12 protein-coding genes and 1 tRNA gene are annotated in these 13,735 nt (G+C 66.5%); 8 read left to right on the top strand and 5 right to left on the bottom strand.

Annotation, left to right across the window (positions count from 1 at the left end; all coding sequences use genetic code 11):
• The coding region (locus ABD844_RS12725; RefSeq protein WP_344876345.1) for an AAA family ATPase at nucleotides 1–1,032 on the bottom strand (1,032 nt) is incomplete at its 3' end.
• 140 nt (nucleotides 1,033–1,172) lie between these two features.
• On the opposite strand from ABD844_RS12725, the gene ABD844_RS12730 reads away from it, so the two are divergent.
• The 3 genes from ABD844_RS12730 to ABD844_RS12740 all read left to right on the top strand — a co-directional run bounded on the left by ABD844_RS12730 (nucleotide 1,173) and on the right by ABD844_RS12740 (nucleotide 3,739).
• The gene (locus tag ABD844_RS12730) at nucleotides 1,173–1,607 is read left to right on the top strand and encodes a MarR family winged helix-turn-helix transcriptional regulator (protein ID WP_344876347.1); all 435 of its coding nucleotides are present in this window, start codon (nucleotides 1,173–1,175) and stop codon (nucleotides 1,605–1,607) included.
• Nucleotides 1,608–1,792: 185 nt separating this feature from the next.
• Entirely contained in the window at nucleotides 1,793–3,106 is a 1,314-nt protein-coding gene (locus tag ABD844_RS12735) for an MFS transporter (protein ID WP_344876349.1), read from the top strand.
• A gap of 48 nt (nucleotides 3,107–3,154) precedes the next feature.
• Nucleotides 3,155–3,739, top strand: coding sequence for an isochorismatase family protein (locus ABD844_RS12740; RefSeq protein WP_344876351.1), 585 nt, complete (start codon nucleotides 3,155–3,157; stop codon nucleotides 3,737–3,739).
• 17 nt (nucleotides 3,740–3,756) lie between these two features.
• Here the strand turns inward: ABD844_RS12740 and ABD844_RS12745 are convergent, their stop codons facing one another.
• Nucleotides 3,757–4,986 carry a serine hydrolase domain-containing protein gene (locus tag ABD844_RS12745; RefSeq protein WP_344876353.1) on the bottom strand — a complete coding sequence of 410 codons (1,230 nt, stop codon included), beginning with the start codon at nucleotides 4,984–4,986 and terminating at the stop codon, nucleotides 3,757–3,759.
• Nucleotides 4,987–5,041: 55 nt separating this feature from the next.
• Nucleotides 5,042–5,419, bottom strand: coding sequence for a hypothetical protein (locus ABD844_RS12750; protein ID WP_344876355.1), 378 nt, complete (start codon nucleotides 5,417–5,419; stop codon nucleotides 5,042–5,044).
• Nucleotides 5,420–5,994: 575 nt separating this feature from the next.
• Between ABD844_RS12750 and ABD844_RS12755 the strand changes: the two genes are divergently transcribed.
• Both ABD844_RS12755 and ABD844_RS12760 read left to right on the top strand, forming a co-directional pair.
• The gene (locus tag ABD844_RS12755; protein ID WP_344876357.1) at nucleotides 5,995–7,212 is read left to right on the top strand and encodes a site-2 protease family protein; all 1,218 of its coding nucleotides are present in this window, start codon (nucleotides 5,995–5,997) and stop codon (nucleotides 7,210–7,212) included.
• Nucleotides 7,213–7,326: 114 nt separating this feature from the next.
• Nucleotides 7,327–8,097, top strand: coding sequence for a phytanoyl-CoA dioxygenase family protein (locus ABD844_RS12760; RefSeq protein WP_344876359.1), 771 nt, complete (start codon nucleotides 7,327–7,329; stop codon nucleotides 8,095–8,097).
• Nucleotides 8,098–8,313: 216 nt separating this feature from the next.
• Here ABD844_RS12760 and ABD844_RS12765 read toward each other — a convergent pair whose 3' ends face one another.
• The gene (locus ABD844_RS12765; RefSeq protein WP_425568550.1) at nucleotides 8,314–8,670 is read right to left on the bottom strand and encodes a response regulator transcription factor; all 357 of its coding nucleotides are present in this window, start codon (nucleotides 8,668–8,670) and stop codon (nucleotides 8,314–8,316) included.
• A gap of 145 nt (nucleotides 8,671–8,815) precedes the next feature.
• Between ABD844_RS12765 and ABD844_RS12770 the strand changes: the two genes are divergently transcribed.
• The 3 genes from ABD844_RS12770 (at nucleotide 8,816) to ABD844_RS12780 (ending at nucleotide 12,064) form a co-directional block, all read left to right on the top strand.
• Nucleotides 8,816–8,887, top strand: a tRNA-Arg gene (locus ABD844_RS12770).
• A gap of 667 nt (nucleotides 8,888–9,554) precedes the next feature.
• Nucleotides 9,555–11,510: a DEAD/DEAH box helicase family protein gene (locus ABD844_RS12775; RefSeq protein WP_344876361.1), complete on the top strand. Its 1,956-nt coding sequence runs from the start codon at nucleotides 9,555–9,557 to the stop codon at nucleotides 11,508–11,510.
• 206 nt (nucleotides 11,511–11,716) lie between these two features.
• Nucleotides 11,717–12,064: a hypothetical protein gene (locus tag ABD844_RS12780; protein WP_344876363.1), complete on the top strand. Its 348-nt coding sequence runs from the start codon at nucleotides 11,717–11,719 to the stop codon at nucleotides 12,062–12,064.
• A gap of 302 nt (nucleotides 12,065–12,366) precedes the next feature.
• On the opposite strand, the gene ABD844_RS12785 is transcribed toward ABD844_RS12780, so the two are convergent.
• The gene (locus ABD844_RS12785) at nucleotides 12,367–13,731 is read right to left on the bottom strand and encodes a tyrosine-type recombinase/integrase (protein ID WP_344876365.1); all 1,365 of its coding nucleotides are present in this window, start codon (nucleotides 13,729–13,731) and stop codon (nucleotides 12,367–12,369) included.
• Nucleotides 13,732–13,735: the final 4 nt, after the last annotated feature.

The raw sequence follows: 13,735 nt of genomic DNA on the forward strand, positions 1-13,735 counted from the left end.
GGCCAGCGCGGCGCGGGCGAGGCGGCCCGCCAGCAGCCGGGCCCGCGCCGCGGGGAGACCGGCCCGCAGCAGCTCGCCGTAGAGCGGGTGGGCCAGCCGCAGTTGTACGCGGGCCCCAGAACGCTCCGACACCGCCAGCCCGCACGCCTCGGCTCCCTCGACCGCGACCGGGCCCGCCAGCGCCTCCAGCAGGGCGGGTTGCAGCGGCTCCCCGCAGGCCAGCAGCTCCAGCACGAGCCGGGTGGGCCGGTCGAGCGGGCGCAGCCGGTTGAGCAGGAGCTGGCGGACCCCGCCCCCGAGCCGGGCCTCGCCGCTGAGGTGCCACACCCCGTACGCCTGCCGCAGCGTCCCGTCCGCCAGCGCCGCCGACAGCAACTCGCGCAGGGCCAGCGGGTTGCCCGCGGCCAGGCCGTGCAGCCGGGCCCGGGTCGCGCCCTCGACGCCGCCGTGGAGCTCGTGCTCGATGAGCCGATCGACGGCGGCGGGCGGCAGCGGGTCGAGGTCGAGCCAGGCGGCCGGGCCGTCCTTCCACAGCGTGACGACGGCGTCGGGCACCGGCTCGCCCCCGCGTACGGTGATCACGGGCACGACCAGCCCCTGGGCGACCAGGTGGCCGAGCACGGCGGCCGACCCCTCGTCGAGCAGATGGGCGTCGTCGAACCCGAGCACCACCCGCCGTCCCCCGCCCCAGTCGCGTACCCGGGCCTCGGCCAGCGCCAGCAGGGGCAGGCCCGCCTCGTGCGGCAGCGGCCCCGACGGCAGCGGGGGCAGGTCGGCTTCGTGCGGCGGCGGCCCGGCCGACAGCAACGCTGCCACGACCCCGAACGGGATGCCGGTCAGCGCCCTGGTCGCGGCCACCCAGCCGGTCGTGGCCCCGCCGGCCGCCTGTTCGGCCAGGATCTCGCGGGCGAGCCGGGTCTTGCCGACGCCCGCCTCCCCGGAGACGACCACCCCGATCGCCTCTCCCGTGGACAGGCACGCTCGGACGCGGTCCAGCTCGGCCTCCCGCCCGACGAACGGCCACCCTCGCATGAGCCGAGCCCCCTTCGTTCCCGCGTTCCCTCCCCTCATTCGCCCGGCGGGACCTCCCGGATGCCGCCCCGGCCCAGGCGCAGGAATCCGAGTTGTGTAGTTTGAGGTGAACAGTCTTAGCTGTCTAGTTTTGGGGTGGCATGGTGAGCGACGAGGAGGCGGCCAGGGCGGCGGCCGAGGTGTGGGTGGTCTTCGGACGCCTGCGCCGCAGACTCAAGGCCCTGGAGGGAGAGGGCGGCCTGTCCTCCGCGCAGGCGTCGGTGCTGACCCGGCTGAGCAAGCTCGGCCCCGCCTCGGCCAGCGAACTGGCCGCCGCCGAACGGGTCAGGCCGCAGTCGATGGCGAAGATCGTCGTCTCGCTGGAACGGGCCGGGCTCCTGGAACGTCACCCTGACCCCGACGACGGACGCCGTCAGGTGATCACCTTGACCGAGGCCGGGCGCACCTGGCGACAGGGTGACCGGCAGGCCCGCGAGGCGTGGCTGGCCCGCGCCCTGCGGGAGCGGGGCAGCGAGGAGCAAGTGCGCGCGGTGATCACGGCGATGGCGCTGCTCGACGAGGTCGCGCACTCGTGACGGGCCCCGTACGGCGGCCGCGCCACGGCCGGTCCATGGGCTCGCCGAGGCCGGCCCGGCGGTGGCGCCGCGTCCCGAGCGGAGGCGGCCCGAGCGGAGGCGGCCGGAGGGGAGGCGGCCGGAAGGGAGGTCCGGCGCGCGGGTCGCGGGAGCCGGCGGCGTTCGACCGCAGGCTGATCGCCCCGATGGTCCTGGGCTCGATCCTGAACCCGATCAACTCCTCCATGCTGGCCGTCGCGCTGATCCCGATCGGCGCGGCGTTCGGCGCGCCGCCCTCGGAGACGGCGTGGCTGGTGACGGCCCTCTACCTGGCCACGGCGGTCGGGCAGCCGGTCATCGGCCGGTTCGTGGACGCCTACGGCCCGCGCCCGCTCTACCTGGCCGGCACGGCCCTGGTGGGCGTGGCCGGGCTGATGGCCGTGTTCGCCCCCGGGCTCGGCCTGCTGATCGTCTCGCGGGTGCTGCTCGGGATCGGTACGTCGGCGGCGTACCCGGCCTCGATGTACCTGCTGCGCAGCGAGGCCGAGCGGACCGGGCTGCGCAACCCGGGTGGCGTCCTCGCCGTGCTGTCCATCTCCAACCAGGTCATCGCGGTCATCGGCCCGTCGCTCGGCGGCCTGCTGATCGCGCTGGGCGGGTGGCACCTGATCTTCACGGTCAACGTCCCGCTGTCGCTCGCCTGCCTGGTGCTCGGCGCGCTGCGGCTGCCCAGGCGACCCGAGCCGCGCATGGAACAGGAGCGGCGGGCGGACCTGCCGGGCATGGTGTTGTTCGCCGGGATGCTGACGTCGTTCATGTTGTTCCTGATGGAGCCGGACCTGCGGCACGTCTACCTGGTCGCGGTCGCCGCCGTGGCGGGGGCCGGGTTCGCGTGGTGGGAGCTGCGGCGCGAGGAGCCGTTCGTCGACCTGCGGGTGCTTCGGGGCAATGCTCCGCTGCTGGCCACGTACGGCCGCCAGGTGCTCGCCTTCACCACCTCCTACGCCTTCCTCTACGGCTTCACGCAGTGGCTGGAGGACTCCCGCTCGCTGAGCCCGTCGCAGGCGGGCCTGGTCCTGCTGCCCCTGTCGGCCACGGCCATCGCCGCCACCGCCCTGACCAGCCGCTACGCCGAGGTACGCGGGAAGCTGCTGGTCGGCTCCGTCGTGCAGATCGGCGGCTGCGCGGCCCTGCTGTCGCTCCACCCGGCCAGCCCTGTCTGGGCGCCGGCGGCCGTCGGCGGGGTCGTCGGCGTCTCGCAGGGCCTGATCGGCCTGGCCAACCAGAACGCCCTCTACGCCCAGGCCGATCCGGCGCGGATGGGTTCGTCGGCCGGGCTGCTGCGCACGTTCATGTACCTGGGCGCGCTGCTGGCCTCGGCCGCCAACGCCGCCTTCTACCGCGACGGCGCCACCACCGACGGCCTGCACCATCTGAGCAGGCTCCTGCTGGTGTGCTCCGTCGCGCTGCTCCTGCTCACCGTCGCCGACCGTTCGCTACGCCGGGTCGGCGCGCGGTAACCACCTCCAACGCTCGCGGAAAACACTCCCTGGAAAGGTCACGCAACCATGGCTGTCACCACTTTGGACCCGGCGACCGCGCTGGTCGTCATCGACCTGCAGAACGGCGTTCTAGGCATCCCGGGCGCCCCGCACGCCTGCGCCGACGTGCTGTCCAGGACCGTCGCGCTGGCCGACGCCTTTCGTGCCCGCCGCCTGCCGGTCGTCCTGGTACGCGTGACGTCCGCCGAGGACGGCTCCGACGCGCTGCCCGGACGTACCGACCGCGGTGGGGCCTCCGGCGCCCGGCCCGCGGGCTGGGACACGATCGCGGACGACCTGACCGGCCACCCGGGCGACCTCGTGGTCACCAAGCGGAACTGGTCGGCGTTCTACGGCACCGATCTCGACCTGCACCTGCGCCGCCGGGGCGTGACCCAGATCGTGCTCACCGGCGTGGCGACGAGCATCGGCGTGGACTCCACGGCGCGGGGGGCGTACGAGCACGGCTACCACGTGAGCCTGGCCGTCGACGCGATGACCGACCTGGACGCCGACGCCCACCGCAACAGCGTGGAGAAGATCTTCCCTCGCCTGGGCGAGACCGGCACCACGGCCGAGATCCTCGACCTGCTGGCCAGAACCGGCCCCTGAGGTCTCTACCCGATGCTCTACCCGATGTCCCTGACCGCGCTTTGGGCGGCGCTTTGGGCGGCGCTTCGGGCGGCGCTCTGGGCGGCGCGGAACAGGCTCGCCGCCCGATCGTCCGGGGCCCCTTCCCTGAGGCGGTTCATCACGTACGCGAACGCCAGCCCGCTCCCCGGATCCGCCATGCCGATCGACCCGCCGAGGCCGGGGAAGCCGAAAGCCGTGGGGGAGTACCAGTACGCCTCCGGCGAAGGCAGCCCGAACCCCGTGCCGATGCGTACGGGGACCCGCAGCACCCGATCGACGCCCGACACCCGCTCCTCGACGGCGTCGGCCAGCGTTTCCGAGGTGAGGACGCGGTGCCCGTCCACCTCGCCGATGAGCGCGGCGTAGAACCGGGCGAGTGAGCGGGCCGTGCAGATGCCGTTGGTGGCGGGCATCTCGGCGGCCTGCTCGGCCGGGTCGTTGTGGTCCAGCGGCGGCGTGACGACGCGCATCGTCCGCACGGTCAGCGACGACGGGTCGGCCCAGGCCGCCATGACCTCGCGCGCGGGCTCGGGCAGGGCGTCCAGGTCGATCGCGGAGACATCGAAGCCGCCCGGGTCCGTGAGGATGCGGCTGACCCGGTGGTGCTCCGACGTGGGCAGCCCGATCCACAGGTCGAGGCCGAGCGGCCCGGCGATCTCCTCGGCGAGGTACGTGCCGAGGCTGCGTCCGGTGACCCGGCGCACGACCTCGCCGACGAGCCAGCCGTACGTGAGCCCGTGATAGCCGTGCTCGGTGCCCGGCTCCCAGGCCGGACGCTGGGCCGCCAGCGCGTCCACCATGGGCTTCCAGGCGATGGCCTCGGCGGGGGTGACGGGATGGTCGATCACCGGCAGTCCGGCCTGGTGGGTGAGCAGCCACCGCACCGGGACGCGTTCCTTGCCGTTGGCCGCGAACTCGGGCCAGTAACGTGCCACGGGCGCGTCCAGGTCGAGTTCGCCGCGCTGCGCCAGCAGGTGGGCGCAGGCCGCCGTGACGCCCTTGGTGGTGGAGTAGACGACCTGTAGGGTGTCGCGTTCCCACTGCCGTCCGGTCTCGGGGTCGGCGATCCCGCCCCACAGGTCGACGACCTTGCGTCCGTGCAGGTAGACGCCGACCGCGGCGCCCACGTCCTGGCCGCCGGCCAGGTTGGCCGCGAACGCCTCGCGTACGGCCTCGAATCCCGGTGCGGTCTCCCCGCCGATCTCGGGCATGCGGCTTTTGGGCATGTGTCATCACCTTTCGTCTTTCGTCGTGAGGTGATCCGCGAACGTTCGAGCAGGCTCAGCGGCGGAACTTCTCGATGAGCCAGGCGCACAGCTCGGGCTCGTTCATCTCGGGGAACTCCACGGCGAACGCGGCCAGCGCCCGCGCCGCCTCATCGCGGTCCAGGCCGCGCGCCATCGCCGCCTTGAAGTACTCCTGGCGGGCGGCGGTGGGCCGACCGCCCCCCGCGCCGCGCCCCGGCAGGCCCGCACGCCACCGGGCGATCTCGTCCAGCCGATCGGCCCGCCAGCCCGGAGCCCCGTCGACCTCGACGTCAGGCTCGGGGAACGGGTGATCGGAACCGTCCGGATAGCGGGTGCGCCATTTGTGCACCGCGTGCCGGGTCACTCCCAGGGCCTCGGCCACGCCGACGACCCCGAGGTAGCGCTCGGTCATGGATGCACCTACTCGTCCGTCCGGCCTCCTTCGCGGATCTCCAGTACTACCACGTACGGCGTCCCGTCTCGTGCGAGCGCCTGAAAACATTGTCTACAAAAGAGACGACGTTGGCAAGTGGCGGCGCCCACCTGGGCGAAGACCAGGGCCGGATCGCCTGGCGCGGGCTACGTCGGCCGGGATAGGCCCACACGCGCGGGGCCTGCCGCCGACCGCGCGCTCATCGACCACGACTCGGTTGCCCCTGCGCAGGGAGGGACGGCTGTTCACTGAAGGCACTGTCGGTGGCCCGAGGGATGCCGCTGAGGAGGGGTGCATGTGTGACGGAGGGCGCGGTGGACGCGGAGCGGAGGGAGGGATGGGCGTGGAGCGGAGGGCGGGGCAGGAGCGGAGGGGAGGGCGGGGCAGGCGTGGAGCGGAGGGCGCGGTGGACGTCTGCGATGGGGGGCCGGTAGGCGGTTTGCGGGCGGGGAGCCCGTTTCCCGCCGAGAGCCGGGGGCTCGCGCCGCAGTTCGAGTGTGACGAACGGCGGTATGAGGGTAGAGGGGCCGGGACATCCATCCCGGGGAGGAAAAATGCGCTCCTCGATCCCTTTGGGTCACATCGGCGGAGTCAAGGTCGGGCTCAACGTCAGCGTGCTGGTCATCGTCGTCATCCTGGTGGTCGGTCTGGCCTTCGGGCGTTTCCCCGCGGTCTTCCCCGGGCGCTCGCCGGTCGTGTACGTACTGGCCGGACTGGTCGCCGCGGTCCTGTTCCTGGCGTCCCTGCTCGCCCACGAACTGGCCCACGCACTGGTAGCGCGCCGTCACGGCATCGAGGTGTCGCAGATCACACTGTGGCTGCTCGGCGGCGTCGCCGAACTCCGCGGGGAGCCGCGCACGCCCGGTGCCGACCTGAAGATCGCCATCGTCGGCCCGCTGACGAGCCTGCTGGCGGGCGTGGTCTTCGGCCTCGTGGCGGTGCTGGTGACCGCCGTGGCGGGGCCCGCGCTGCTCGCGGGGATCTTCACGTACCTGGCCGGGGTGAACGTCCTGCTGGCCGTCTTCAACCTCGTCCCCGCCGCGCCCCTGGACGGCGGGCGGGTGCTGCGGGCCGCGCTGTGGGCGCGCTGGCGGGACCGTACGCGGGCGGCGGTCGCCGCGGCCCGCGCCGGACGGGCGTTCGGCTACATGCTCATCGCCCTGGGCTTCCTGCAGGTCGTCACCGGCCGCGGGTTCGAGGGACTGTGGCTCGTCCTGATCGGCCTGTTCCTGGTCAACGCGGCCACCGCCGAGGAGCAGCAGACCCAGCTCGGCACCGCTCTCTACGGGCTGCGGGTGGGCGAGGTGATGTCGGGACCGCCCGTCGTCGCCCACCCCGACGAGACCGTGGCGGGCCTGATCGAACGGGTCGTGATGCACCGGCGGCTGTCCACGTACCCGCTGGTGGACGACGCCGGCCGGTTCGCCGGGCTGGTGACGCTCAACCGCATCCGCACGGTCCACCCGCCCGACCGCGACGAGACGCGCCTGCGCGACATCGCCTGCCCACCGGACGAGGTGCCGCAGGCCCATCCGGACGAACTGCTGACGGACCTGCTGGGACGGATGGGCGGCAGCGCGGACGGCCGCGCCGTCATCCTCGACTCCACGGACCGCCTGGTCGGCCTGCTCACACCCAGCGACATCAGCAAGGTGGTCGCGACCGCCGACCTACGGGCCGCGGACCCGTCCCAGGGGCCTCGCGGCGCCGACCCCACCGTGCCCCGCCCCTCCCCTCACCAGGACCACCCGACCAGCCATCACTCCACCTGAGGAAAGGAACGCCGGCACCCGCCACCCACTTCTCGCCCCAAAACCAGTGGACGGCATTGATAACGTCCTGAATGTTGAACCATCGATGCCGATGCCGAATCGGAAGGGGCCGATGTGGAACGAGTCGGAATCGAAGAAGCCGGCGTCGAAAGTGCTGGGGTCGAAGGGGTCGATGTCGAGGAGTTCGTCGCCACCGGCTTCGCCAAGGTGGAAGGCATCGTCCCCCGCGAGGTCGGCGACGCTGCCAGGGCGTTGTTGTGGCAGCGGATCGGCCTGTCGCCGGACGACCCTTCCGGCTGGACCCAGCCCGTCGTGTGGACCGCAGACCTGACCGGCGAGGGCCCGTTCGGACAGTTCATGGCCAGTCCGCGACTGCACGGGGCACTGGACGCCATTGCCGGTCCTGGCGGGTGGATGCGGCGCGGCAGCGTCGGCAACATCCCGATCCGATTCCCCAGGCTGCCCCCGGCAGACGACCGGGGCTGGCACGTTGACGCCAACACCCAGCGACCCGACGGCTCGTGGGGCGTGAGCGGGCGCCCGGCCACGCTCCTGCTGCTGGTGCTGTTCTCGGAGGTCGGCCCGGATGACGCGCCGACCAGGGTCCGAGCAGGCTCACAGCGCGACCTCGCCAAGATCCTGGACGAGAAGGTGGGCGACCCGATGCGGATGGGCCCGGTCTTCGACGACGCGGGCCGGGACCGTCCACTCGCCCTGGCGACCGGCGTACCGGGCGATGCGTACATCCTGCACCCCTTCACCGTCCACGCCGCGCAGGAACACCTGGGCGCCGAGCCTCGATTCATGGCCCAGATGCCGGTCATCCTGACCAACCCGCTCACCCCGGGCGACACCACGACCCTGGCCCGCGCCGCCGGTTGGTAACACCCGCACCTTCAGAAGAAGCACGCGGCAGCGACCACCCGCCGGACCCCCACCACACAGGAAAAGCCCCGCACTGCAGCGACACCTGCCCACGCAGACCCCTCGCACAGCACGGGACCACCAGCCCCTGAATCCGCTCACCACAGCACTTGACGACCCCAGGCCCCAAAACGAACGGAACGGGACCTCACGAACGAACACCACGGGACTCGCGGCTCAACTCCGAGAGCGCGCCGCCAGATCCCGTACCACCTGGATCAACTCTGCCGGATCAAACGGTTTGGTCAGATAGGCATCCACCCCGATCCCTCGTCCTCGGACCTTGTCATCGTCCTGCGCCCTGGCCGTGATCAACACAACCTTGATATGGCTGGTCGCCTCGCCCATCCGCAACCGCTGCGCCGTGGTCCACCCATCCAGGAACGGCATCATCACATCAAGCGTGATCACATCGGGCATGACGTCCAGCACCCGATCAAGGCAATCCTGCCCATCCGTGGCGGTCACGACCTCGAACCCCTCCAGGTTCAGGTTGACCGCGATGAGCTGCCGGATGACCTCGTCGTCATCCACGACCAGTACTTTCCCAAGAGCCTCACCCACGGCCGCAAAGCTAACCGGTAGCGGGGTGGTCACGGGCGGTTTCTCTGGAAGTGTTCAAGGACGTTTATCTGGTGCCGAGTGGTGCTCAGATGCTGATAGCCTTGTCACTCGTCGAGCCCCCTTAGCTCAGGGGATAGAGCACCGGCCTCCGGAGCCGGGTGCGCAGGTTCGAATCCTGCAGGGGGCACTCGATCTTGACCAGCGGTTCCGGCCGCTGACCAGGGCAAACATCGCAGGTACGGGCGGGCCTCCAGTCTCACGGAGCCCCGCCCGTTCTCGTTGACGCTCGCAGGTTGTGGGCCAGTCGTGGGCCATGATCAAGATCGAACAGCGAGGTTCCCATTTCATGGCACCGTCAGATGCGATCGAGTGCAGTAGTGACCGCTAGATCCGTCGAAGAGTGTCCGACTGCCGATCCAACTGCCGGCCACCCACGGCTCAGGGGTGTGCTGTGGCGCTGTGCTCGATCCCGCTTGATGCGCGCAGCCAGCGTCAACCCCCATCCGATCGCACACAGCTGCCCGGTCAAGCTCCCCCAACCGAGTTCGAACTGATCGCCTGGAGTGACGTTGAGGGCTATAAGCGCTGACCAGTCCTGCTTCCAGCTCTGACCAGTCCGAATTCATTTGCGGCCGTTCAGCTCAGGAGACGTTGCTGCAGTTCTCTGCAGCCCTGCCTCCACCGGCTACAAGATGCGTCCGCCTGCCCCGCCTACCCTGCGACAGGGCGGCGTGGCAACTCTTCGGCCAGTCTCGCCAGCACCGCATGCTTGTGGTTACGAAGTACGGTCGAGAGTGCGCAGTTCGAGCTGGCACGAACCTCGCTTTGCCGCGCTTATCAATTAAGCTCTATCCATGAGTGGTGACCCACATACTCGGCAGAGGCGCCTTGAGCAGCAACTAGGCTGGGCTGGCTGGGAGATTCGAAGCGCATCCCCCACATCTCAGCCCCTCGAAGACCAGCCTGTGGCATCAATCGCGCGTCAGCTTGATAACGTCGCGATAAGCTACACGCTGTCAATCGGCAAGAGAATATTAGGAATAGTCGAAGTACAGCAGGATGCCACACCTCTCGCAGAGACACTGGCCGCAACTGGCGCGCGCATAAAAAATGATGCAAGGCAACGAAAGAACAGCACTCAGGAATTTCCTGCCTTCGCGTATGTTGTTGATAGCGAGCATATCTACTTCATAGATGCTCGATACAAAGAAAGCAAAGTGCGAAAAACCCAAGGGTTCCATACTCCAGCAGCCTTAGAAGAATGGGCGGAGCATGATCCTCTCGAACCCTTTGAAGCACTCAACCAGCTACCACCGACTCAGCACCTCCACTATTATCAGGCGGGAGTTATCAATGCGATTGAGGACGCACTAAAGGGCGGACGTCGACGGCTATCCGTCATTATGGCAGTGGGCACCGGTAAAACTACAACGATCGCACAGCAGATGTACCGACTTGCCAGCTCTGATGTTGCTCGTAGAATTCTTTATCTGACCGATAGCAGATTGCTCCTCAACCAAGCAATACATGCGTTTGGCGCACTCGAAGTAGAGCCTGGAGTGTCCCTAAACGCTGTCGTTCCTATATTCGCAGACTCGCCCGCCGCAATTCACGGAGCGACCGTCGGACGCACATTTGTATACGCATCAACGATACAATCTATGCGCGCCCAACTTGCGAAGAGAGCGACGACGAAGGCGCAACCTATTCATATCGACGCCTTCGATGCAATTATCAGTGATGGCGTTTCTTGGCCAGCGCGCAAGTCTCAGCCGTCCTGGAAGAAAGTCTTTGAATATTTTGATGCCATTGAAATTTTCTTCGACTCTACACCTTTCCTAGACGACGACGCGGAAGAAGAAGCATTCCCAGTCTATCGCTACGGGTTAGAACAGGCTATCAATGACGGTTCACTCGTGGATTCTCAGACGGCGAAACTTCGCCCTCGCGCGAACCGAAATTATGCGCATGTGACACTCGGCGATCTTGGCGATCTCGGCGAACGGAATCCTCGGGTATTTCTCGCCTCCGCGTCTGCGGATTCCCACGACGCAGAATCAGTTGCTATAAGCCTTCGGCGACAAGGCGTCAATATCATACATCCAGCAGAAGGCGAGGAAGCCACTGATGCCATTGAGCTGGTGATGTCTAAGATCAAGGCGGGCGACACTCTTGTGCCGCTTCTTTCAGAAGCGAGTGTAGACGCGTTCTGGTCACATCCAGAAGTGGACTCACTCCTGGAGCGTCGTGGCATTGAGATTATTCCGGCAGTACTTAAACCTTGCTTCCTACCGAGAGCATTGGCTGAGCGCACCGTCGTCGATGTCACGAGGAGTGTCGACGATTTGATGTCAGCCCTCAACGTGAACTCGCGGATAGATCTTAATATCCTGTCATCGGAGGAGTTCGAAGAACTCACCTCCATCCTTCTGAGAAGGATACACTTTGACGTAAAAAAAATAAATTCATCTCGTCGAGATATGGGGTACGATCTCGCCGCAGAGTACCGCGACGCCCTCGGGTTCGGCGACCCGGTTTCCTATATAGTCCAAATCAAGTTCCACCATCGGCAACGGAGCTTTGTGGGGGATCTTCATCGACTAGCGTCAATAATTTCGGCCCACGCAGACCGCCCTCACGGATTACTTATCACGAATGCCCAGATTACGAGCGTTGCTTCAGAAGCGCTCGCCGACCTGACACGCAAGAACGTCCAAATCCGTGTCATCGATGGAGTACGTTTCAAGAGCTTTTTGTTGGCACAGCCAGATCTGGTCAACCACTATTTTCCGGCAACCGGGAACCGCTGATGGACAGCGTCACACCGCACACAACTCACGACCTCCGGCGCATGCTCAGCGCGTGCCCACCAGGCCGGAATGGATGGAGGACATATGAGAACACAGCATTGGCTACAATGCGACACTTATTTGTTCCGCCTCTAGCCGAGCCTATACCTCAAGCTCGAACCTACTCGGGAATTGATCGCCGTGATGCTATTTTCCCGAACAGGGTCGTGGATACCAGCACACCTTGGGGTTTGTTGCGACACGACCTGTCCGCTAGATTGATTCCCATCGAATTTAAAAACTACGAGCGAGATGAAATAGGAAAGGAAGAAACTAATCAAACGGCCAGCTATCTCAAGAACGATATGGGCAGGCTGGCCATCATGTGCTGCAACAAACTCCCCAACGACAGTGCGCATCGATACCGCAACAGCATCTTCTCCGAATATAAGAAAATAGTCCTATTTTTCACAACTGCCCATTTGATAGAGATGCTGGACATGAAGGATCGCGGAGACGATCCCGCATATTTCGTTGTTGACAGTGTCGAAAAGTTCTTAATTCAGCACGAGTAGTGGCGATCCTTATATTTCCGCTACGCTCGGTGCGCTACGCCACCAATTTAATGGTGCGCAGAAGCGAGCTTTGAGAGATTCAGTGGAACGTGTGCGTGCAACTACCCACAACCTTCATCCCAAAAATAGCACGCCTTCGTTACAGTATTCTGTTGAGCGTTCCCAAGGCGGTAATGATGCTCATTGTCGTGCTTGCCATTAAACCTCTTGACGGAGCCTCCAGAAGACACCTGGAGGTCCCGTGCATACTTCAACGCCTCTTACCGCTTGAGGCCATAGCTACACCTTGCTGCACCGCCTAATTAGGCCTCAAGTGCGGCTTCAATACGGCGATTGATCTGTCCATCGCGCCCATCAAGGCATTTGGCGTACCGTTTGAGAAGGACCTCCACGCTGTTGCCTGCGCGCTCTGCTGCGACCGTCGCATCGACGCCTGCGTTGAGCCATGTAGAGAGAGCGGCATGACGCAAGTCATAGGGCCTCCCAGCGAGGGGCGAGGTGACCTGTTGTGGTGTCAGGGCAAAGCGCCGGGCTTCTTCCCAGGCCCGAGAGTAGGTGGACGCTCCGAGGACGTTACCGCGTTCGTTCCGGAACAGCCGGCCATCTGGGGCTCCGTCAAACTCTTCAATGTGTGCACGCAGGATGCGAACCAGTTCCGGTGGGATCGGCACAGGCCGGACGTCTCGTTCCTCCCGCTGTTTGAGTCCACGCTGGTCATGCACGGTCCCGCTGTCGGTCCACTGTTTGCCGCTGCTCGGACGCGTAACTTCGAGGGTCAGCAATCCCCATCCTTCTTCAGGCAGATGGCAGTCAGTCTTGCGAAGTCCGATCGCCTCGGCGGGGCGCAAGCCAGCGAAATACAACGTGGCGAAGAATGCCACAAGGCGGCGGCCTCTTCCGCGGTGCCAGCTTCCAACGTAGGAGAGACTCACGAGAAGTTCGCGGGCTTGCCCGGGGTTGACCACGCATCGTCGGTCAACGGTGTTGTCTCTGGCGACCTTCTTTTGCTTGACGCGCTTGAGGGGATTTTCGGCCAGTTCGCCGAGGTCGATCGCGTATTCAAGGGCGGTGTTGAGGCCGCGGCGTCGGCGGGCTGTCGTGTCGGCGGCCGCTCGTTTGCCGTCGCGTGTGAGGGTGAGTTCCTCGCAAATGTTGCGGGCCACGATGGGGTCTGCCAGGTCGTTCACATTGAGCGTGCCCTTGCTGAGCATGCGAACGGCGTCTTTAAGGTGAAGCGGGGCCGCATCGCCCTCTTGACGAGGTATGAGGGCCCATTGCATCGCAGCTCTGATCTCCTTCTTGGAGAGGCCGGCGGTCTCCTCTGTGAGGAGGGCGAAGGTGGCCACCGTGAGGCTGTCCACGATGCTCTCGCGGGTTTTGGCGGCGGCACCCTTCCACCGCATGTGGACGTACTTGCGGCAGAAGTCGTACCAGCTCAGGCTGACCTTTTCCATCTTCGTCATAGAGGGGGGCAGGCCGGTGAGTGTGTCGAAGGGATCGCCCTTCTTGGCGGCCTTGAGCAGATCGGCGCGGAAGTGGTCGGCGAGTGCGCGGGTGAGGAAGGACTTGGACTTGGGTTCGGGGCCGACCTTCCAGCGGAGTTCATACGGCTTGGCGCGGCCCTTGCGCTGGCGGATGGTCCAGATGACGACGTCGAGGGTCTCCATGTGC

Origin of the sequence: Nonomuraea antimicrobica (assembly GCF_039536965.1) — a bacterium.
Classification (GTDB): domain Bacteria; phylum Actinomycetota; class Actinomycetes; order Streptosporangiales; family Streptosporangiaceae; genus Nonomuraea; species Nonomuraea antimicrobica.

Coding starts and splice junctions, on each gene's coding strand:
- ABD844_RS12730 (WP_344876347.1), top strand. CDS start 1,173: ATGGTGAGCGACGAGGAGGCGGCCAGGGCGGCGGCCGAGGTGTGGGTG.
- ABD844_RS12735 (WP_344876349.1), top strand. CDS start 1,793: ATGGTCCTGGGCTCGATCCTGAACCCGATCAACTCCTCCATGCTGGCC.
- ABD844_RS12740 (WP_344876351.1), top strand. CDS start 3,155: ATGGCTGTCACCACTTTGGACCCGGCGACCGCGCTGGTCGTCATCGAC.
- ABD844_RS12745 (WP_344876353.1), bottom strand. CDS start 4,986: ATGCCCAAAAGCCGCATGCCCGAGATCGGCGGGGAGACCGCACCGGGA.
- ABD844_RS12750 (WP_344876355.1), bottom strand. CDS start 5,419: ATGACCGAGCGCTACCTCGGGGTCGTCGGCGTGGCCGAGGCCCTGGGA.
- ABD844_RS12755 (WP_344876357.1), top strand. CDS start 5,995: ATGCGCTCCTCGATCCCTTTGGGTCACATCGGCGGAGTCAAGGTCGGG.
- ABD844_RS12775 (WP_344876361.1), top strand. CDS start 9,555: ATGAGTGGTGACCCACATACTCGGCAGAGGCGCCTTGAGCAGCAACTA.
- ABD844_RS12785 (WP_344876365.1), bottom strand. CDS start 13,731: ATGGAGACCCTCGACGTCGTCATCTGGACCATCCGCCAGCGCAAGGGC.